18 protein-coding genes and 1 tRNA gene are annotated in these 19,856 nt (G+C 57.4%); 4 read left to right on the forward strand and 15 right to left on the reverse strand.

The features are described from left to right. The gene (locus AZE99_RS07015) at positions 1-1,413 is read left to right on the forward strand and encodes a dihydrolipoyl dehydrogenase (protein WP_067203382.1); all 1,413 of its coding nucleotides are present in this window, start codon (positions 1-3) and stop codon (positions 1,411-1,413) included. A gap of 145 nt (positions 1,414-1,558) precedes the next feature. Here AZE99_RS07015 and AZE99_RS07020 read toward each other — a convergent pair. From AZE99_RS07020 to AZE99_RS07045, 6 genes are all read right to left on the reverse strand, one after another. Then, a tRNA-Lys gene (locus tag AZE99_RS07020) sits at positions 1,559-1,634 on the reverse strand. 56 nt (positions 1,635-1,690) lie between these two features. After that, complete coding sequence (rodA, locus tag AZE99_RS07025) at positions 1,691-2,803, reverse strand: rod shape-determining protein RodA (protein ID WP_067199224.1); 1,113 nt, start codon at positions 2,801-2,803, stop codon at positions 1,691-1,693. Positions 2,804-2,806: 3 nt separating this feature from the next. Continuing rightward, a complete protein-coding gene (mrdA, locus tag AZE99_RS07030; RefSeq protein WP_082788465.1) occupies positions 2,807-4,768 on the reverse strand; it encodes a penicillin-binding protein 2 in 1,962 nt (653 codons plus the stop codon). 26 nt (positions 4,769-4,794) lie between these two features. After that, the gene (gene mreD, locus AZE99_RS07035; protein ID WP_156472141.1) at positions 4,795-5,310 is read right to left on the reverse strand and encodes a rod shape-determining protein MreD; all 516 of its coding nucleotides are present in this window, start codon (positions 5,308-5,310) and stop codon (positions 4,795-4,797) included. Then, entirely contained in the window at positions 5,310-6,212 is a 903-nt protein-coding gene (gene mreC, locus AZE99_RS07040; protein ID WP_067199233.1) for a rod shape-determining protein MreC, read from the reverse strand. The genes mreD and mreC overlap by 1 nt, the downstream gene beginning before the upstream one ends. A gap of 49 nt (positions 6,213-6,261) precedes the next feature. Further along, a complete protein-coding gene (locus tag AZE99_RS07045; protein WP_067199236.1) occupies positions 6,262-7,299 on the reverse strand; it encodes a rod shape-determining protein in 1,038 nt (345 codons plus the stop codon). Between the two features lie 151 nt (positions 7,300-7,450). Between AZE99_RS07045 and mutL the strand changes: the two genes are divergently transcribed. Further along, positions 7,451-9,256 carry a DNA mismatch repair endonuclease MutL gene (gene mutL / locus AZE99_RS07050; protein WP_067199239.1) on the forward strand — a complete coding sequence of 602 codons (1,806 nt, stop codon included), beginning with the start codon at positions 7,451-7,453 and terminating at the stop codon, positions 9,254-9,256. 95 nt (positions 9,257-9,351) lie between these two features. Continuing rightward, positions 9,352-9,822, forward strand: a complete 471-nt coding sequence (locus AZE99_RS07055) for a hypothetical protein (protein WP_156472143.1) — start codon at positions 9,352-9,354, stop codon at positions 9,820-9,822. Positions 9,823-9,913: 91 nt separating this feature from the next. Here the strand turns inward: AZE99_RS07055 and AZE99_RS07060 are convergent, their stop codons facing one another. The 9 genes from AZE99_RS07060 to AZE99_RS07100 all read right to left on the reverse strand — a co-directional run bounded on the left by AZE99_RS07060 (position 9,914) and on the right by AZE99_RS07100 (position 17,589). Then, a complete protein-coding gene (locus AZE99_RS07060; protein WP_156472145.1) occupies positions 9,914-10,219 on the reverse strand; it encodes a PilZ domain-containing protein in 306 nt (101 codons plus the stop codon). A 184-nt stretch (positions 10,220-10,403) separates the two neighbouring features. Then, the gene (locus AZE99_RS07065; RefSeq protein ID WP_067199245.1) at positions 10,404-10,868 is read right to left on the reverse strand and encodes a MaoC family dehydratase; all 465 of its coding nucleotides are present in this window, start codon (positions 10,866-10,868) and stop codon (positions 10,404-10,406) included. A gap of 11 nt (positions 10,869-10,879) precedes the next feature. Continuing rightward, positions 10,880-12,124: an alkaline phosphatase family protein gene (locus AZE99_RS07070; RefSeq protein WP_067199248.1), complete on the reverse strand. Its 1,245-nt coding sequence runs from the start codon at positions 12,122-12,124 to the stop codon at positions 10,880-10,882. A 47-nt stretch (positions 12,125-12,171) separates the two neighbouring features. Further along, the gene (gene ychF, locus AZE99_RS07075) at positions 12,172-13,272 is read right to left on the reverse strand and encodes a redox-regulated ATPase YchF (protein ID WP_067199250.1); all 1,101 of its coding nucleotides are present in this window, start codon (positions 13,270-13,272) and stop codon (positions 12,172-12,174) included. A 122-nt stretch (positions 13,273-13,394) separates the two neighbouring features. Then, positions 13,395-13,964, reverse strand: a complete 570-nt coding sequence (gene pth / locus AZE99_RS07080; RefSeq protein WP_067199253.1) for an aminoacyl-tRNA hydrolase — start codon at positions 13,962-13,964, stop codon at positions 13,395-13,397. 112 nt (positions 13,965-14,076) lie between these two features. Further along, positions 14,077-14,739 carry a 50S ribosomal protein L25/general stress protein Ctc gene (locus AZE99_RS07085; protein ID WP_067199255.1) on the reverse strand — a complete coding sequence of 221 codons (663 nt, stop codon included), beginning with the start codon at positions 14,737-14,739 and terminating at the stop codon, positions 14,077-14,079. A 125-nt stretch (positions 14,740-14,864) separates the two neighbouring features. Continuing rightward, entirely contained in the window at positions 14,865-15,662 is a 798-nt protein-coding gene (locus AZE99_RS07090; RefSeq protein ID WP_067199257.1) for an acyl-CoA thioesterase, read from the reverse strand. A gap of 12 nt (positions 15,663-15,674) precedes the next feature. Continuing rightward, on the reverse strand, positions 15,675-16,589 hold the full coding sequence (locus AZE99_RS07095; protein ID WP_067199259.1) for a TraB/GumN family protein: 915 nt from the start codon (positions 16,587-16,589) through the stop codon (positions 15,675-15,677). A 52-nt stretch (positions 16,590-16,641) separates the two neighbouring features. After that, complete coding sequence (locus AZE99_RS07100; protein WP_082788466.1) at positions 16,642-17,589, reverse strand: TraB/GumN family protein; 948 nt, start codon at positions 17,587-17,589, stop codon at positions 16,642-16,644. A gap of 145 nt (positions 17,590-17,734) precedes the next feature. On the opposite strand from AZE99_RS07100, the gene AZE99_RS07105 reads away from it, so the two are divergent. Then, entirely contained in the window at positions 17,735-19,834 is a 2,100-nt protein-coding gene (locus AZE99_RS07105; protein WP_067199261.1) for a molybdopterin oxidoreductase family protein, read from the forward strand. The last annotated feature ends 22 nt before the right edge of the window (positions 19,835-19,856 follow it).

Here is a 19,856-nt window from a genome sequence, read left to right on the forward strand (position 1 = left end):
ATGGCCAAGATGTTACGCTGCGATGTCGCGATCATCGGTGCCGGCACCGCCGGGCTGGCGGCAGAACGGGCTGCCCGCTCCAATGGCGCCGGGACGCTGCTGATTGATCCCTATTATAACGGAACAACCTGTGCGACCGTAGGCTGCATGCCGTCGAAGCTGCTCATCGCGGCTTCGCATGCGGCCCATGCTGCCCGGTCTACCGGCCGGTTCGGGATCACGGTTTCGAATGTAGAGATCGACGGCAAGGCCGTGATGCAGCGGGTGCGCACCGAGCGTGATCGTTTCGCCCGCCTCACTCGCGAAAGCATCGCCGATATTCCCGAACGCGTACGATTGCGGGGCAGGGCGCGATTCATTGCGGCCAACAGCCTTGAGCTGGACGATGGCCGTCAGATTGAGGCTCGCCGTATCGTAATCGCTACTGGTTCGGTTCCCTTTGTCCCCGAACAGTTCGCCGGATTGGGAAAGCGCTTGCTGACCAACGAGAATATATTCGATCTGGAGGACTTGCCGTCCCGCCTCGCCGTCATCGGTTCCGGTCCCATCGGTCTGGAACTGGCACAGGCTATGGCGCGACTGGGCGTGGAAGTCACTTTATTTGATCAGGGCGAACGCCTTGGCGGCATTCGATGCGACAAGGTGCACGCGGCGCTCAAGGGGATCATCGAGAAGGACCTTAGCCTGCAACTGGGCGTGGATCTGACGGCCGACACTATAGAGAATGGCGTCCGCCTTGCATGGAGCGGCGCATCTTCGGGTCAGGCGGATTTCGATCATGTTCTGGTTGCGACCGGAAGACCGCCCAATCTCGAGGGCCTCGATCTTTCCGCTGCCGGAATCGCGCTCGACGATGACGGTGTACCCGTCCACGATCGCGACACGATGCAATGTGGTGACAGTTCGATCTTTCTTGCCGGGGATGTTGCCAATGACCTGCCTCTGCTGCACGAAGCCTCGCAGGACGGCGCGATCGCCGGGCGCAATGCTGTAGCTTATCCGGTGTCGATACACGCGGACCGCTTTCCGCATTTCAGCATCACCTTCACCAGCCCGCCAGTGGCGCGAATCGGTCAGTCGGAAGAAGACGGGGTGATTACCGGAACCGCTGATTTCAGTGATCAGGGCAGGGCGCGGGTGGAAGGCACCAATGAAGGTGTTCTTACGCTCTATGCCGCTGCGCCGGATGGCCGGTTGATCGGAGCTGACTTGTGTACGCCCGCCAGCGAGCATCTGGCGCATATGCTGACATGGGCGATCCAGCAGGGGCAGACGGCGAGCCAGCTCCTGGAAATGCCATATTATCACCCGACAATCGAAGAAGGGTTGAAACAGGCGCTCCGGACGATCTGCGCGGCGACTCCAATAGCCTTGCCGGAAGATCAGGACCGAGGGGTTCCATCGGGGGCATAGCCGGGCACTGGATTATAGCCCGTTCGGCCTGAAAGCGCAGCAAGCGCGAATCCCGCCGTGACAATAAAATCGCGGAAATGCGCTGGTTGATAACAGGGATTTTTGCCGGAAACCATCCGCCGGATGGTTTCTTTATCGGCGAAAATGGTAGACGCTGAGGGGTTCGAACCCACGACCCGCTGATTAAGAGTCAGCTGCTCTACCAACTGAGCTAAGCGTCCATATGAGTGGCTATATAGGGCCGGATTTCACGAACGCAACATGTTGGTTGGAATAATCATGCAAATGCGCCACCCCGGCGGCCCGGGTGGCGTTCGATCGACATCAATATCCCGACGCAGATCATGATTGTCATCATCGAAGATCCGCCGTGGCTCAGGAAGGGCAGGGGTATGCCAACCACCGGTGCCAGTCCCATCACCATCATCAGGTTGATCGCTACGTAGAAGAAAATCGTCACCGTCAGTCCCGCTGCAGTGAGCTGGGAAAAACGGGTTTTTGCCTTCATCGCCACGCCGAGGCCCCAGCGGAACAGCAGGAAGAAGCAGAACAATACCAGAATGCCTCCGAACAGGCCCCATTCCTCGGCCATGGTCGCAAAGACGAAATCGGTATGCCCCTCTGGCAGATAATCCAGATGGCTCTGGGTGCCATTCAAGAAACCTTTGCCGAACAGACCGCCCGAACCGATGGCGATCTTGGACTGGCTGATATGATAGCCCGAACCGAGCGGGTCATTTTCCGGGTTGAGGAAAGTGGTTACGCGTCGTTGCTGATATTCTTCCAGCGCAAAGAAATAGGCGATCGGAGCCAATATCGCGATGGCCGCGCCGCCGCCGATGAACAGACGCAGCGGCAGGCCTGCGAGAAAGGCAATGGTCAGCGCACCCGCGACAACCGTTATCGTCGTCCCGAGGTCGGGCTGCAGCAGGATCAGGGCGCAGGGAACCGCGAGCAGGGCAAAAAGCGGCCATATCGCACCCCATGTTCGTGTCTGAGTGGGCGGCAGAAGATCATAGAAACGGGCAACCGCCAATATGATCGCGACCTTCATCAGTTCTGATGGCTGCAGTCGAATGAAGCCGAGGTTCAGCCATCTTTGACTGCCGCCGCCGACGGCGCCGATCAATTCCACGCCGAGCAGCATCAGAACCACGGCGATATAGGCCGGGAAAGCCATTGTTTTCCAGAAGGATTCCTTGAATCGCGACAGCACGATCGCCATTCCGACAAAGATGACGAAACGGACCATATGCAAGCCAGCCCAGGGTGTCAGGCTGCCGCCAGCGGCGGAATAGAGCACGACAAAGCCAAAGCTGGCCAGCACGAACAAGAGCAGGATCGTTTTCCAGGGAAGCTGCGCAATCGGCGCTGGAATGAAATCACTCAATTTCTATTCTCCAGCGTCGGCATCTGTAGCGGCATCTGTAGCGGCATCGGTAGCGGCTTCGGTGGCCGCGGGCTTCGCCGGAACAGGATTTTCGGCTGCGGCCTTTTCAGCATTTTTCCTGGCGCGATAGGCCGCCATTTTTATGTCCATCCGTTCCTGGATTGTACCGCCCCAGGATTTTTCCATCCCGGTCAGAATATCCATCGCTTTTTCGCGATCATATAGGAAGGTCAGGACATCTCGGGCAACGGGATAGGCCGCGCCCGATCCGCCACCATGTTCTATCACCACCGCAGCGGCGTAGCGGGGATTGTCATAGGGGGCGAAGCAGATGAACAGGCCGTGATCCCGATATTTCCAGGCAACATCCTGGCCACCGCGCCCGAAATCAAGATTGACCACTTGCGCCGTACCGGTCTTCCCGGCCATCTTCACGTCTTCAATCGGCAGCCGAGCCCGCCCGGCTGTGCCGGGTCCGTTCACCACATCGCTCATCGCCTTCTGGACATAGAGGAGATGTTCAGGATCAAGGTTCAATGTTTCGATCGGCGTTTTCTTCTTGTCCATGATCAGGCGCGGAACGATTTTCTTGCCCGTTGCAATACGCGCGGCCATGACCGCCAGCTGAGTCGGATTGACCAGCATATAGCCCTGACCGATGGTGGTATTGACCGTATCATAGGCCTGCCATTCCCGATCATATTTTTTGCGCAACCACGCCGGATCGGGAACCGTGCCGTAGAACTGGCTGAGCACAGGCAGTGGATATTTCTGTCCCAGCCCCAGACGATTGGCCATCAAGGCTATCGGATTGATCCCGATTTTCTGGGCAAAATAGTAGAAATAGACATCGCAGCTCTGGTAAATGCCCTTGGCCATGTCGACCCGTCCGTGGCCACCCCGTTTCCAGCAGCGGAAGCGGCGGTTGCCGACCTGAAGTCCGCCGTTGCAATTGACCGTTTCGTCAGGGTCCAGTCCCGCTTCCAGAAAGGAGAGGGCGACCATCGGTTTGACCGTCGATCCCGGTGGGAACAGGCTTTTGAGAGACTTGTCGAGCAGCGGGACGTGGTCGTCTTCGCGCAACATGCCATATTCGGTGACACCGATACCATCGGAGAAGCTGTTCGGATCAAAGGATGGCATTGACGTCATCGTCAATATGTCACCGCTCAGGCAATCCAGAACGACCACCGAGCCGGATTCGGGACCCAGCCTGCGGGCGGCATATTCCTGAAGATCGATGTCGAGGGTCAGTTGCAACGGCTTTCCCGGAACATCGGGGCGGGTGTTGAGCTCCCTGACGATTTTGCCGCGTGCCGTGACTTCGACCCGCTTTGCCCCGGGTTTTCCCTGCAACCGGCCCTCAAAGATTTTCTCCAGACCATCCTTGCCGATCTTGTAACCCGGCGTAATCAATATCGGATCGGGATTTTCCTTATAATCTTCGGACGAAGCAATGCCGACATAGCCGACCAGATGCCCGATGGCCGGGCCGCTGGGATAATTGCGCGAAAAGCCCTGACGCGGTGACACGCCCGGCATGTCGGGAAGCCGGACGCTGACGGCGGCATATTGTTCGGAATCCAGTCCGGTGGCGACCTGAACGGGCTGGAAGCTGCTTGCCTGTTCCAGTTCCTTGTTGATCCGCTCCAGTTCTTCCGCATCGAGAGCCAGCAAGTTTGCCAGCGTGGCAACGGTCTTTTTCCTGTCGCGCAGCCGGTCCGGAATGATGTCGATGCGAAAATCGGTCTTGTTATTGGCAATAGGCTTGCCGTTGCGGTCGATCAGCCAGCCTCGCCGGGGCGGCACCAGTGTGAGATTGACCCGGTTGCTTTCGGACAGCAGCTTGTAGCGCTCGTTCTCGGCGACGGAGATATAGGCCATCCGGGCAGCAAGCAGCACCCCGACACCAATCTGCAATCCGCCGATCACCGTCGCCCTTCGCGTGAAGGTCAGCTCCTGCATGGCACTGCTGATCGTTTTGGCCGGTTTCACGAAGCCACCCGCCAGTTATCGATCGCCCCGATCAGCCGAGCGACAAACGGATAGAGCAGGACCGACAGCAAGATTTGCGGCACCAGCAAGTCGAGCCGCAGTAAATTGGATTGAAAATCGACGATCAGCATGCCGCCTATTAGCACAATTATCATGGCAGTGGAGGCGATAAGCCAATCCTGCCAATAGTCACGGCGCACCGCTTTCCTGTCGACGCCTTCGAGCAGGATGAAAATCACCGACCAGAGAAACGCGGCGCTGCCCAGTGGCTGTCCGCTAAAAATATCATCGATCAGACCCAGCGGAAACCCGGCCCAGACGGCCCAATATCCAGGGCGAATCAACCGCCAGGCCAGTACCACCATCAAGCCCATGGGCGGCAAAATCGGATAATCGGTGATGATCGGCAGGGCCGTGATCATCGAGCCCATGACAACGGTCAAGGGCGGTATCGCCTTGATCCGCAACTGAGATGGTTGCCGGCCAATCCTGGATTGACGGGAACGGGGCACTATTCGCCGGTTTCCTGATCTGCGTCCGTTTCGGAATATTTTTCGATCTGGCGCATCGTTTCAGCCTGGAAGATGGGCTGGACAATCGCGTGGCTGACCTTGGCAGGATTGGCCAATACCCGGCCTATGGCACCGGTTTCGGTTTTGCGAATGACGACAGCTACTGGAATGCCGGGGCTGTACAGACCGCCGCTGCCCGAAGTGATCATGAGGTCGCCGCCCTTGAACGGGTTGGTGCCGATGTTGATCGGTTGTATGTCCACTGTCCCGTCGCCGCGACCGGTGGCGAAGGCGGGCAGGCTATCACTGGCGCGCTGCACGGGGGTGACATTCTTGCCGTCCGACACCAGCAGTACGCGGGCCGTCGTCGGTCCGGTTTCCAATATGCGTCCGACCAGTCCTTCCGGCGAGCGCACGGGCTGGCCGGGTTCGAGTCCACTGCTGCTGCCGACACCCAAGGTTGCGATTCGCCGCGAACTCGAGGCTGTCGAACTGATCAATCGCGCCATGGCGATTGAATCGGGCACTTCCTCGTCCAGCTTTAGCAACCGCTTGAGACGTTCATTTTCTTGCTTGAGGGCACGGGCTTCCAGGATTTCTATGCGATTCTGCTCAAGTTCCTGCTGCATGGCGGCATTTTTGGATGCTGCGTTGAAATAGGCAGAAATTTCATCGCCGGCGCTGCCCGTTGCGCCACCGATTTCGGTGAGCGACTTGCTGACTGGCGCCATGGTTTCAGCACCTATGGTGCGAAGCGCTGAAAACCCCTGAGGATCGATGAACGAGATGAGCAACAGAAGCAGTCCCAAGACCGCTCCCAATATGCCCAGCAAATAGCTGGCGAATATGCTGTACTGCGCCCGCTTGGAAAATCCTGGACGCCGATTGTTTGGCGGCGCCATATCGGTTTATCCTTTCGCTTCCTATCGTTGTTCCATCATATGCTCGAAATCAGGCAGTGGTTAAGACGCCTCTGAACATCGGATCTTCCATTGCTCGGCCCGTTCCGATGGCCACGCAGGCCAGCGGATCTTCGGCAACCGTCACCGGCAAACCGGTTTCGTCGCTAAGCGCTGCGTCGAGGCCAGAGATCAGAGCGCCACCGCCGGTCAGGACAATGCCCTGATCGACAATATCGGCAGCCAGTTCCGGTGCCGTATTTTCCAGCGCGATACGAACGCCTTCGATGATCGTGCCGATCGGCTCGCTCAGCGCTTCGGCAATCTGGCCCTGGTTGATCGAAATTTCTTTCGGAACGCCGTTCACCAGATCCCGGCCCTTGATATGGATGGTGTGACCCACGCCATCGGCAGGAGCCTGTGCAACGCCAAAGTCTTTCTTGATCCGCTCGGCGGTGGTTTCACCGATCAGCAGATTGTGATGACGGCGGACATAGGAAACGATCGCTTCGTCCATCTTGTCGCCGCCGGTGCGGACGGAAGTCGTATAAGCCAGACCACGCAAGGAAAGCACGGCGACTTCGGTGGTGCCGCCGCCTACGTCGACGACCATGGAGCCAATCGGTTCGGTGACGGGCATGTCGGCGCCAATGGCGGCTGCCATCGGCTCTTCGATCAAAAATACCTGACGGGCGCCGGCGTTGGAAGCGGCATCGCGAATGGCACGGCGTTCGACCGAGGTCGAACCGCTGGGCACACAGATCACGATTTCGGGATAGCTGAACAGCTTGCTCTTGCCGTTCACTTTCTGGATGAAATGCTTGATCATCTGCTCGGCGACATCGATGTCGGCGATAACACCGTCGCGCAATGGTCGAATGGCTTCGATACTGTCAGGGGTCTTGCCCATCATCATCTTCGCGTCATTGCCGACGGCTTTGACTTTTTTCACGCCGTTGATGGTTTCGATCGCAACGACCGATGGTTCGTTGAGAACGATACCCTGGCCGCGCAAATAAACCACAGTATTAGCGGTGCCGAGGTCGATCGCCAAATCTTGCGAACGGAACTTGAACAGATTTTCAAACATATTTTTGTCCGTAATTTCTTATATTTGCAGAGCTTGCTGCAACAATTAAACCAAGCGATAATCAAGCTGAACGGGTCATGAGGTTAACCATGGGAATCGCCCAAAAAATCAGGGGTCGCTTGGTAAGGTCGCTTGGGCTAGGAACGCCATTATGTCAATAAGAAGACTCCCAAATAGCCTGATAAATCGGATCGCTGCCGGTGAGGTGGTCGAGCGCCCGGCCAGCGCCCTGAAAGAGCTGGTCGAAAATGCGATTGATGCCGGGGCCAGCCAGATCAATATTCGTCTGGAGGAAGGCGGGCTCGATCTTGTCCAGGTCTCCGACAATGGCTGCGGTATGAGCCGGGACGACATTTCTCTCGCGCTCGAACGCCATGCGACATCGAAACTTCCGGACGAGGCAATTGAGCTGGTGACAACCATGGGGTTCCGTGGAGAAGCCCTGCCGTCCATTGCTAGCGTGGCGCGGCTCACAATCGAAAGTCGCATGGCTGGCGAGGATGGCTGGTCCCGGGTGATCGATCATGGCGAACTGGTGCAGGAGGGGCCGACGGCGATTCCGCCGGGAACGAAAGTGCGGGTGGAGCAATTGTTCGGCAAAGTGCCGGCAAGGCGCAAATTCCTCCGCACGGCGCGCAGCGAATATGCGGCCTGTACCGATATCGTCCGGCGCTTGGCAATGGCACGCCCCGATATCGGCTTCACGCTGGAGCATCAGGGGCGCAAGGCGATAGCGGTTCAGGCCGGGGAAACCGGTCCGGAACGGGTCGCCGCTCTGACCAGCCGCGATCTGCGCGGCAATAGCGTTGGCGTCGATCTGCAACGGGAAGAAATTCGTCTGACCGGCGTGGCAGGCTTGCCGACTTATAATCGCGGGGTTGCCGATCATCAGTTTCTGTTCGTCAACGGCCGCCCTGTGAAGGACCGGCTGCTGGTCGGCGCGGTGCGCGGTGCTTATGCCGAGATGCTCGCGCGGGACCGCCACCCCGTTGTCGCCCTGTTCATCGATATGCCGCCCGAACTGGTCGATGTGAACGTCCATCCGGCGAAGACCGAAGTGCGCTTTCGCGAACCGGCAATGATCCGCGGCATGATTGTCAGTGGCCTCCGCAAGGCGCTCGATGAAGGCGGATTTCGCGCGGTCCAGCGCCCGGCGGAATCGGCCCTCGGCAGATGGCAGAGCGAGCCTGTGGCGCCCGATCCGCAAACCAATATATTTACCTCGCAGGGCAGAGCCAGCGTGGCGCAGCAACCTTATCCGTCTGCCACGGTGCATGATGGTCATACTGCCTTTGCCGAGATGGATCTGCGCGAGGATATCGCGCCGCTGATGGGCAGGGCAGAGGAGGCTTCGGGGCCAGTACCGGAGGCCAGCCGCCATCCGCTGGGCATCGCCCGCGGACAGGTCGCGAAAACCTATATTGTTGCCGAAGCGGAAGACGGGCTGGTGATCGTTGACCAGCATGCAGCGCACGAACGGCTTGTGCTCGAACGCATGCGCAAGGCCGTCGAAGGCGGCACGGTGGCATCGCAGGCGCTGCTGATGGCAGAAGTGGTCGAGCTGGACGAAAATGCCTGCGACCGGCTCGAGGCGCGCGCTGCGGAATTGTCGGAATTCGGACTGGATCTGGAGCGTTTTGGTCCGACTGCGATGCTGGTGCGGGCAACGCCGGCGATGCTGGGCTCTGGTGACGTCAAGGAACTGGTCAATGATCTGGCCGACGAGCTTGGCGCTTTTGATCAGGCGCTCAGCCTCAAGGAGCGGGTCGATCATGTCGCGTCGACCATGGCCTGCCACGGCTCGGTCCGGGCCGGCAGGGTGTTGAGCGTTGCTGAAATGAATGCGCTGCTGCGCGAGATGGAAGTGACTCCGCACAGCGGCCAGTGCAATCACGGACGGCCGACCTGGGTGAAATTGGCACTCGATGATGTGGAAAAGCTATTTGGCCGCAAGTGAGCCAATTGCCGCAAAATCGGCCATTTGTGATCTAGGTCATTGCTTGTTGGACGGAGTGCATTAGGCTCCGGTTCAGGATGAAACTGGAGTTTGCCATGAGAGACCGCCTTGCGGCCTATGCATTTGCTGCCCTGATGATGGTCAACGGCGTCGCCGCCGATGCGCGATCCGAGGCTGGTGAAACCCAAAAAGCCGATAGCGATTTGACCGGCTATTGGCAGCAGGCTGACGGTGACATTCTCTATTTCACCCAGGACGGGTCGAGCCTGACTTCCCGATATCAAAAGCGGTCGGCGAACAATGACGAAAATGATATAGATTTCACCGCAACCGTTCACGGAAATCTGATTTACGGCGCGCATCGCGGCCCGTTTTCGCGGGCGATGCAGAAGAAATGCGCGCTGCAAATATGGGTTGGCATGGGGCTGACATTGAGTGACGATGGCACGGAATTGACCGGTTTCCGGGGAGACAGGATAGTTGATCTGAAGACGTGCAGCGCCAAAAACAGCGATCCGGTCAGTCTTTTCTATACCAGAATGGCCGATAGCGACATTTTGCAATGATGCTGACGGACCAATCCGGAATCAGGTGAAAATGGCATTTGAGAATGTCGGGTGACTATTAGGACGAAAACAAACCGGCCATTTTTTTTCGTTAATATCGGTCGTCGAAGAGACCAACATTGATTGTATCGAAAGTGCGGACGCCAAAATGATTGTGGCGGCTCCAGCGGACTACACCATCGAAATCACCCAATCCTTCGACAGAGAGGCTGACCGCTTCGCCGATTTCAACTTTGGTATCGCTCTCCACCTGAGCACCGTAGATCGATATGTTCCCAACAGAAACCGGAATCCATGGGCCATCCTGCCGACAGATTTTCGCAGCGGCTCGCTTGACCAGCCGTTCATCATGCTCGTCCCGTTCTTCGAGACCGTCCCAGTCATTGCTATTTCTCATCCAATACTCCCAATATTTTTCAAAGGCCAGCAGCTGCACGCTGGGCAGGGAAAAAATATTAGTGTCTGTGATCAATGTTTGTCAAAATATTTGACCGTAATTTACCTGATAATACATAGGTTAATAGGCTGATAAATCAGTATATTCTTTGGCAAAGCCTCGCTTGGTCGGGGGTGTCGGGAAGCTAGTCTGCCGCTGGTGCTTCCGTATTGCGGGCTGCGATCAGCCCGGTGCTTTCCATGGTCATAACCGGCTCATCATTCTGGTTGAAAACGGTCAAGATGCCCGTGGTAATCCCCATTTCGGGCCGGTTTTTCGATCGCCTTTTGCTCAGTATTTGGCTTTCGCAGCGCAGGATATCACCGGGGAATACCGGTTTGACCCAGCGCAGCTTGTCAATCCCCGGAGAGCCCAGTCCCGCCTGTTGCTGTTTTTTGAAATTGTCCACGATCATCCGCATGGCCATGGATCCGGTATGCCAACCGCTGGCCGACAATTGGCCAAAATGGGTTTTGGCGGCAGCCTCGTCATCGAGGTGAAAGGGTTGCGGGTCATATTTTGAAGCGAATTCGATGACTTCCTCTCGCGTGACTTGATAATGGCCAAATTTCTGGACCGCACCGATTTCGATATCTTCATAATAGAGCATGGCAGTAGCCTTCAGGGCCGCAGTGAGGATGCAAATGGGGTCAGATCGCCATCGCTCGCTTGGGGCGTGACACCGGCCAATTTGGCGACAAGCGAGTAAATGTCCACATTGTCGAAGGCCGGTAACTGACCGCCTGGGCTAATGGCAGGGCCGCTCGCCAGGAAGAAGGCCAACATGTCGGGTTCCCGGTGATCATAGCCATGGCCGCCACCAATTCCGGTCATCCATTCCGGGACATCCTGATAGACCACCCAGCCGGTTTCCGGCAGGCAGAGGATCGAAGGCACACGCGGATTTGTGCCATAAGCGAAATGGTCCGGGATATTCTCGCGATCCCAGCATTGCATATGCTCGTGTGGGCGAATGAAGGCTGCGCGCAACGCATCGATATTGCCGTCCAGCGGCTCGACACCGGCATAATTGCCGTCTTCGACCAGGTGATATTGGTCGCGCGCCATGATCCGGTCGAGATGTATGATCCGTTCCGGTGCGGTTTCGGTCATGCCATGGTCCGACGCGATCACGAAATTGACCGGCTGTCCCATGGCCTCCAGTTGCTGTTTCAAGCGACCGATCTCACCGTCCACGGAGGTGATCGCGGCGTGCAGTTTCTCGCCTGGCGCGGGGCCAAAATAATGGCCTGCCGTGTCGACCGTATCAAAATAGAGTGTAACCAGCTTGGGCCGGATATTGGCTGGCCGCCGCATCCAGTCGATGATCGCGTTGATCCGTCGATCATTGGACAGATCCTGGCTGAACGGCCACCAGTCCGCTGGTCGGATGCCATCGAAATTCACTTCCGACCCGGGCCAGAACATAGTGGCGGAACGGATGCCCTGTTTTTCGGCAGTGATCCAGATAGGCTCGGCCTGACTCCACCAGAACGGATCCTTGGTCGCCATTTTGAAAACTTCGCCCGGTCGCGCCGAATCTTCCATGGTATTGCCGACGATCCCGTGATGATCCGGTGTTTTGCCGGTCACAAGCGTCCAGTGATTGGGGAAGGTCTTGCTCGGAAAAGAAGGGCGCATCGGCGCATATATGCCGGAAGCCGCCAGTGCGCTGAGATGCGGTGTAATCCCGCGTTCGAGATAATCGGGCCGGAAGCCGTCGATCGAGATCAATATCGTGACCGGCTCGCGTTGTTCAACTTTTTCGCTACCCGAATCGTCCTGTTCGGGAGTGGTCGCAGCAAAGGCAGGGCCACCGGCGAGCAGCAGACTTGCCATAATCAGCGAAAAAATGGACCTTAACATGCTGCTTTCTCCCGGATCAATATCGCCTAGCTGAACAATGTGACAATTTAGACATTGAATTTGAAATTGAAGATATCGCCGTCTTTAGCGACATATTCCTTGCCCTCTTGGCGTAGCTTACCGGCGTCGCGAGCAGCGCTTTCGCCGCCAAGCGCGACATAGTCGTCAAAGGCAATGGTTTCGGCGCGAATGAAGCCGCGCTCGAAGTCGCTGTGGATTTCGCCGGCCGCTTCGGGGGCCTTGGCACCCTTGTGCACGGTCCAGGCGCGGGCTTCCTTGGGACCGACGGTGAAGAAGGTCTGCAGATCCAGCAGCTGGTAACCGGCGCGAATCACCCGGGCGAGGCCCGATTCTTCGAGGCCGAGCTCGGCCAGAAATTCGGCCCGGTCGTCCGGATCCATCTCAACAAGTTCGGACTCGATCGCGGCAGACACGATCACTGCTTCCGCGCCCTCGGCCTTGGCTTTTTCAAATACGGCAGCGCTCAGATCATTGCCCTTGGCCGCATCGGCCTCGCTGACATTGCAGACATAAAGCACCGGCTTGGCGGTCAGCAGTTGCGACTGGTCGAAAATTCTCTGCTCTTCCTCGCCCTCGGGCTGAGTGAGCCGCGCCGGCTTGCCTTCGCGCAGCAATTCCAGCGCCTGACCCAATACGCTGGCGGCAATTTTTGCTTCCTTGTCGCCGCTGGTCGCTTTTTTCTGAAAGGCAGGGACGCGTTTTTCGAGGCTTTCCAGATCGGAGAGCAGCAGTTCGGTCTCGACCACTTCCGCGTCGGAAATCGGGTCGATCTTGTTCGCGACATGCTGGATATCGTCATCCTCGAAGCAGCGCAGCACATGGACGATGGCATCGACTTCGCGGATATTGCCGAGGAACTGATTACCAAGCCCTTCGCCTTGTGATGCGCCCTTTACGAGACCGGCGATGTCGACAAAAGCGAGCTGTGTTTCGATAATCTTGGCGCTGCTGGCGATTTTGGCAATCTGCTGCAGTCGCGGATCGGGCACGGCGACCTGGCCGACATTCGGCTCGATCGTGCAGAACGGATAGTTCGCCGCCTGCGCTGCCTGTGTTTCGGTCAGTGCATTGAAAAGCGTTGATTTTCCGACGTTGGGAAGGCCAACGATACCGCATTTGAAACCCATTTTACTAACTCCGTCATGCTGAACCTGATTCAGCATCCCGTGCCAAATCGTTCAAAAGTTGCGCATATACGCTCTGGACCCTGAATCAAGTTCAGGGTGGCGATTTTGTTCTAAACTATTCTCTATTCCTGCATCCGCATCGCGACTTCGCTCATGAAGCGCGCATCATCATTTTTGGCCAGCCAGTCTGCTTCTGCGGCGATGATGCCCAGCATATCCGCCAGATCGTCAATTTCCGATTTGGCATAATTGCCCAGAACATGCCCTGTGACTCGCGCCTTGTGGCCGGGATGGCCGATGCCGATACGCACCCGGCGGAAATCCGGTCCGATATGCGCGATCATCGATCTGATGCCATTATGGCCCGCTGCACCGCCGCCGCGTTTCACCTTGATCCGGAACGGCTCGAGATCCAGTTCGTCGTAAAAGACAGTGACATCTTCCGGCTGCAATTTGTAGAAATCGAGTGCTGCGCGCACGCTCTGGCCGCTTTCGTTCATGAAAGTCGCGGGCTTTAGCAGGACCAGCTTTTCGCCGCCCAGCCGCGCTTCCATGGTCCAGCCCTTGAATTTCTGCTTGGGCGGGGGAAAGCCATGCACTTCCTCAAGCGCGTCGATCACCATGAAGCCGACATTGTGCCGGTGCATCGCATATTGCGCGCCCGGATTGCCAAGGCCGACCCATAGTTGCATTTTCTAACGCTCTTCCAGCTCGCCTTGAGCTTGTTGAATGACAAAAAAACCGCCCATGCTTTGTAAATGTAGCATGGACGGTTTTTCGTTACATTGTTTGATGGCTGAAGGTCTAGCTGTCTTCGCCCTCGACCGTATCGGCATCCTGCTCGGTGACTTCTGTTTCACCGGCTGCATCTTCTTCGGCTTCGTCGTCGGAAGATTTGAGCGCAGATGGTGCAGTCACGCCAGCAATAGTAAAGTCACGATCGGTGATCGAGCTTTCCGCGCCAGCGGGCAGGGTGATGCTGGAAATATGGATCGAATCACCAATTTCCAGTCCGGTAACGTCTATTTCGATCTGGTCAGGGATATGATCCGCATCGCACATCAGGTCGAGTTCGTGACGGACAACGTTCATGACGCCGCCACGTTTCAGGCCAGGCGAATCTTCTTCGTTGATGAAGACAACAGGAATGTTGACCTGTACCTTCGCGCCCTTTGCAAGGCGGAAGAAGTCAACATGGAGCGGACGGTCGGTGACCGGGTCAAAAGCAACATCCTTTGGCAGAGTGCGGGTTTTCTTCCCGTCGACTTCTACCTGAACCAGCGAGTTCATGAAATGGCCGGTGCCGAGAAGCTTGTTCAACGCACGTTCTTCGACGTGGATTGCAATGGCTTCTTTCTTGTCGCCATAAATAACGGCGGGGATACGGCCTTCACGACGCAGTGCACGGGAGGCTCCCTTGCCAGCCCGTTCGCGTGGCTCGGCTGAAATAGTCAGCTGATCACTCATAATGTTGCTCCAAAAATAAGGTTTTGTTAGATTTCCGCCACGCCTCCAGGGTGCTCATGGTCGGAAAGAGGGCGCTATAAGGTCGGACCATCGCAAAAGCAAGGGCTTTGCGGCGCGGAACCAGCCTAGCGGAAGAATCCGATCTGGGAACTCGTCGCCAGCAATATGCCGCTTTGCGACCAGATCTCGACCCGTCCGTCAGTGGCGCTGTTGCGGACAGTCGCGCCAGTCACTCGCAGCAGCATGAAATCGATACCGGCAGCCGCCAGATCTTCCTCGCTCGCGTAGATATAGGTCGCCATGGACACGGTAGAGCCAGGGCGGAATTGTTCGGTGACGAAAAAGGTTCTGGGCATTGGTGTATCGAGAATCGAAAGAAGGCTTATCCGGTCGACCGGACGACCGTCCGCTTCCCTGATCCAGACAATGGCTTCGGGCGAATCATTGACGGCGAACGGCATGCCCTTGGCGATGCGCTGGTCATAACGCGTAACCCATTCCGGTGCCATGGGGTTGACCGAGGGCAGGGCTATGGATTCTTCCGGCGATTTGGTCGTCGGCATTTCCACCTGATAATCGATATCCGTGGGCCGACGGGTGCTGGTGACGATATCTGCTGCGTTCGTCAGCGAACCATTTTGCGACAATTCCACGCGCCAGAATTGCGTCGAGGAACCGGCGCGAAGCAGCTTGACGGAGAGCGTTACCTCGCCGGGACCAACACCGGTCATGTAGACGATCTGCTGCGCAACCAGCGGTCCGCGGCATTCCGGATGCATTGTCACAGCGCGCCCGGCTACTGCCGCGACCCAACCGCCAAAAGCCATTCCGGTGGGATTACGGTATATGTCGCTGGCCTCAATCGTAAACTGGCCATCTCCCTGCGCGATTAGCGCGGTTTCCCGATCAAATATAAATGTCATGCAATGCCCTGATTATTGGATTTTTTCGATTTTATACCCGCGTTTCGCGAGCGTTTCCTGAACCGCATCCGGTCCGACGAGATGGGCCGCGCCGACAGCGACCAGCGAGGTTCCTGGCTTTTGCAGGCGCAAATCGAGTTGCTCCGCCCAATTCAGATTGCGGGCCACCAGCAGATATTGGCGAGTCTTGGGATCGGTCAATATGCCAGCATCGGACAGCGTCACTATCTCTTCAATATTACCGGTCATCCAGGCGTTGAACAATTTTTCAAAGGCTTGCTGGGCATCGGCTGAATCTTCAATCACGCTGGTCAGCATTTGCCGCTGCTGCGCTTCTGGGAGCTTGTCGAAATAACCCAGCTGCAGCTCTATGGTTTCAAGTGCCTCAATCGGCTTGCCCGATTCCTTAAACTGAGCGGTGAGTTTCTTCTCGACGCTGCTGCTGGAATCCAGTCCCAGTCCTCTGGTCTGGGCGGATGCCAGCGAGAGCGCCGCTGCCCAGGTTTCCATGCGGTTGAGCGTACGCTCGGAAATGTTGGATTGGTCGATGATCCGGTCAAGGTCGTCGCGAAGTGATGGTTTGATCCGCGCATTCAATTTCTCCTGGCCTGGAGAAACCGCCAAGCGGGAAAATATCTTGGCGGCGCTCTGGGGATCATCCAGTCCCAGCACTTCGATCACCAGATGGTCCGAATCGGCAATTGCGGCCTCAAGGGCGGGTGTGCGCCATTGCACGTCGTTGGGCAGGATGTGGATCGTGCCGAACATATAGGCCACACCAACCTGTTCGGGCCGGGTGCCGGTTACCTTCCACATGGCAGGCGTGCCGGTCTTGACTGTATTCATGGTCACCGGTTCGGGCGCATTGTTGCACGCAGCGAGCAACAATGGAGCGAAGAGCGACAGGAGTGCTGTAAAGATTCTCATGAGTCCTATCTGGTGTGCTTGCCGGGAAAAGAAAGTCCGGGGTTGGGAATAATCAATATTCAATCCGTTCTGCAACAAGCCCTTTTTTCGCCAGAATCGCCTGCAGGCTGCTGTCTCCGGCAAGATGGCCCGCGCCAACCGCCATGAATATGGTCCCCGGCTGGTCCATCCGCTGATCGACCCATTCGGCCCAATTGATATTGCGGTTGACCAGCAGCGTCTCGTATACAAGATCATCTTCGAGGCCAGCATTCATCAGTTCGCCCAGCGCATCAACATTGGCGTTGGCCCATTCGACAACCATTTGTTCCATGCCTTCTGCCGCATCATCAACAGTATCGACGGTGAAATTTAGAAATCTGATCTGCACCGCTTCGGGCAGATTGTCGAAAAATCCCAGCTGTTGCTCAGGCGTTTCTAGCCCGGTAATCTTCATCTCCCGGGCGGCCGCCTGTGCCAGCAATTCATCTTCGACCCCCTGATCAGCAGCATATCCGTTGCGCATCAGCGGGATTAGCGAAATATTGACGCTGGCGAACCAGGGATCAAGCGGATCGAATGCGGCGACCGGCAGGTTCAGCCGTGTTAGAACCGCTTCATAATCTGCCCGGTCTTCAACGGTCAATTTGTCGCGCAGCGAGATGCCGGTCTTGTCGATGGCCAGATCATTGACGATTTTCACCATCACGGCAGGGTCGGGTTTGATCATTTCCACCACCAACTCGTCCGATTCATCAAAGCTGGCCTTCACCGCCTCGTCGAACCAGGTCATGCCGGGCTTGAGGATATGGACGGTACCAAATAGATAGATGGTCGTGTCTTCGTCCTTGATTACCCAGAGGGCAGGGTCAGCGTCATCCGGCATGACCGCGGGTGTATCAGCAATGGCCGGCACCGCTTCGCTGCCCGCGCTGGCAATTTGCACCTTCTCAGCCGGACAAGCCGTGAGTGACAGATAGAGCGGGAAGAGTAAGGTGCTGAAAAGCCAGTTACGCGGCATGAAAAAGTTGCTCCGGCAGAAGGTGGGACGGGCTTCATTGAACAATTGACGACAAATGCCCAGCAAATTTTGCGCGATGATATTGTGGCACTGGCGACGGCCTCACAATTCTGTTAATCGAATGGTTAATTCAAGGAGTTTTCCGATGAGCACGATTCACGCCCGTACCTGCCATATCTGCGAAGCCAATTGCGGCGTGTTGGTGGAGGTCGACGGACGAGAGATATTGTCGATAAAGGGCAATCCCGATCATGTACTGAGCCGGGGGCATATTTGTCCCAAGGCGACCGCCATTGCCGATTTGCAGGATGATCCCGATCGTCTGCACAAGCCGGTGAAAAAGGTTGATGGCCAGTGGCAGGAAATCGGCTGGGAACAGGCTTTTTCCGAAATTGCCGCCAAGTTGCTCGATCTCAAGGGGCAGGGCGCCAAGCCGGCCATGTATATGGGGAATCCCAGCGCCCATGATTACGGTATTTCCACCCAGATCAGCACCTTGCGCCACGCGATCGGAGTCAAGAATCTCTATTCCGCCTCGACGCTCGACCAGATTCCGCATCATGTCGTGCAATATCATATGTATGGTCACGTCAGTCTTGCTGCCGTTCCGGATATCGACCGCTGCCAATATCTGCTGATCATCGGCGGCAACCCGGCGGCGTCCAACGGCAGCATCTGGACGGTGCCCGACTTCAAGAAGCGGGTGAAGGAGATGCAGGCCCGTGACGGCAGGCTGGTCGTCGTCGATCCGCGCCGGACCGAAACCGCAAAGCTGGCGGACGAACATCATTTCGTAAAGCCCGGTACCGACACCGCGCTCTTGATCGGAATATTGAAAAGCATTTTTGATGCCGGGCTAGCCGATATATCGCGGCTTGACGCCCTTTTGGATGACAGCTGGAGCACCATCGAACCAGCGATTGCAGACTTTGATTTGGACCGGCTCTCCGCCCATTGCGGGATTTCGGTTGCCGCCATGCAGGATATGGCGGCGCAGCTTGCTGCCGACCAGCCCGCCGCAATCTATGGCCGGATGGGGGTCTCGGTCTGCGAATTTGGCACGCTCAACCAGTGGCTGATCCAGGTGATCAATATCGCATCCGGCAATCTCGACCGCGAGGGCGGCACGATGGTGCCGCAGCCAGCGCTCGACACGATCAATCTGGTGGGCAGGGGGTCTGTGCGCACCGCCGAAACGGTGCGCGGCACAATGGCTTCGGTGATGAGCGAACTGCCGATGGTGACCTTTGCCGATGAAATGCTGCGCGACGATGACGAGCGGATTCGGTCGCTGTTCGTGGTCACCGGCAATCCGGTGCTGTCGTCGCCAGACGGGGCCAAGCTCGACCGCGCACTGGACCGGCTGGACCTGATGGTGTCGTTCGACATGTATGTCACGGCGACTAGCTGCCACGCCGACTATATATTGCCACCCTGCGGACCGCTGGAGAAGGACCATTATCCCTTCTTCTTCGGGCCGCTGGCGATCCGCAACTATGCCAGCTACTCGCCGGCGATCTTCGAACTGCAGGACGGCGAGAAGACCGACTGGGAAATTATCGCTGAACTGGCACGGGAAATCCTGGCGCAGGACGGGCAGGACGTCCCCAATATCCGCGAACCGCGCGATGTGCTCGACGGCATGCTGCAAAGCTCGCCCGCCGGACTGACGCTGGCCGAGGTCGAGGCGGCGCCCAATGGCATAGATCTCGGGCCGCTGCGCCCGTGCATGGCCGAGCGGCTGCGCACCGAGGACGGGAAGATCCACTGCGCCCATCCCGATTTTCTCGCCGAGCTGCAGCGCTTCGCCGCAAATCTCGATAACGAACAACCCGACAGTCTCCGCCTGATCGGCCGCCGCCATGTCCGCCAGAACAACAGCTGGCTGCACAATAGCAAGCGGCTGCTGAAAGGCCCTGATCGTTGCACATTGATGATCCATCCCGATGATGCGGCCGCCCGCGGATTGATAGATGGCGTCATGGCGTCAGTTTCCAGCCGGGTGAACCGCGTCGAACTCCCGGTCGAGATTACCGATGACGTCATGGCGGGCGTGGTCTCGATCCCGCATGGTTTCGGTCATGGCCGCAAAGGCGTCGGTCTGTCGGTAGCGCGCGAGAAGCCGGGGGTTTCGATCAATGACCTGACCGATACGGAGCGGTTTGATCCGCTGTCCGGCAATGCCGTGTTGAACGCAGTGTCGGTGACGGTGGAGAGAGTAGTGGAGATGGTGGCGGCGGAATAATCCCGTCACTGGAATACCCCCG

The organism is Sphingorhabdus sp. M41, from assembly GCF_001586275.1.
In the GTDB taxonomy this organism is placed as follows: Bacteria; Pseudomonadota; Alphaproteobacteria; order Sphingomonadales; family Sphingomonadaceae; genus Parasphingorhabdus.

What these genes read in the sequence shown, in the direction of transcription:
- AZE99_RS07015 (WP_067203382.1), top strand. Translation starts at nt 1, where the DNA reads ATGGCCAAGATGTTACGCTGCGATGTCGCGATCATCGGTGCCGGCACC.
- mrdA (WP_082788465.1), bottom strand. Translation starts at nt 4,768, where the DNA reads ATGCAGGAGCTGACCTTCACGCGAAGGGCGACGGTGATCGGCGGATTG.
- mreC (WP_067199233.1), bottom strand. Translation starts at nt 6,212, where the DNA reads ATGGCGCCGCCAAACAATCGGCGTCCAGGATTTTCCAAGCGGGCGCAG.
- AZE99_RS07045 (WP_067199236.1), bottom strand. Translation starts at nt 7,299, where the DNA reads ATGTTTGAAAATCTGTTCAAGTTCCGTTCGCAAGATTTGGCGATCGAC.
- mutL (WP_067199239.1), top strand. Translation starts at nt 7,451, where the DNA reads ATGTCAATAAGAAGACTCCCAAATAGCCTGATAAATCGGATCGCTGCC.
- AZE99_RS07055 (WP_156472143.1), top strand. Translation starts at nt 9,352, where the DNA reads ATGAGAGACCGCCTTGCGGCCTATGCATTTGCTGCCCTGATGATGGTC.
- AZE99_RS07060 (WP_156472145.1), bottom strand. Translation starts at nt 10,219, where the DNA reads ATGAGAAATAGCAATGACTGGGACGGTCTCGAAGAACGGGACGAGCAT.
- AZE99_RS07065 (WP_067199245.1), bottom strand. Translation starts at nt 10,868, where the DNA reads ATGCTCTATTATGAAGATATCGAAATCGGTGCGGTCCAGAAATTTGGC.
- AZE99_RS07070 (WP_067199248.1), bottom strand. Translation starts at nt 12,124, where the DNA reads ATGTTAAGGTCCATTTTTTCGCTGATTATGGCAAGTCTGCTGCTCGCC.
- ychF (WP_067199250.1), bottom strand. Translation starts at nt 13,272, where the DNA reads ATGGGTTTCAAATGCGGTATCGTTGGCCTTCCCAACGTCGGAAAATCA.
- pth (WP_067199253.1), bottom strand. Translation starts at nt 13,964, where the DNA reads ATGCAACTATGGGTCGGCCTTGGCAATCCGGGCGCGCAATATGCGATG.
- AZE99_RS07085 (WP_067199255.1), bottom strand. Translation starts at nt 14,739, where the DNA reads ATGAGTGATCAGCTGACTATTTCAGCCGAGCCACGCGAACGGGCTGGC.
- AZE99_RS07090 (WP_067199257.1), bottom strand. Translation starts at nt 15,662, where the DNA reads ATGACATTTATATTTGATCGGGAAACCGCGCTAATCGCGCAGGGAGAT.
- AZE99_RS07095 (WP_067199259.1), bottom strand. Translation starts at nt 16,589, where the DNA reads ATGAGAATCTTTACAGCACTCCTGTCGCTCTTCGCTCCATTGTTGCTC.
- AZE99_RS07100 (WP_082788466.1), bottom strand. Translation starts at nt 17,589, where the DNA reads ATGCCGCGTAACTGGCTTTTCAGCACCTTACTCTTCCCGCTCTATCTG.
- AZE99_RS07105 (WP_067199261.1), top strand. Translation starts at nt 17,735, where the DNA reads ATGAGCACGATTCACGCCCGTACCTGCCATATCTGCGAAGCCAATTGC.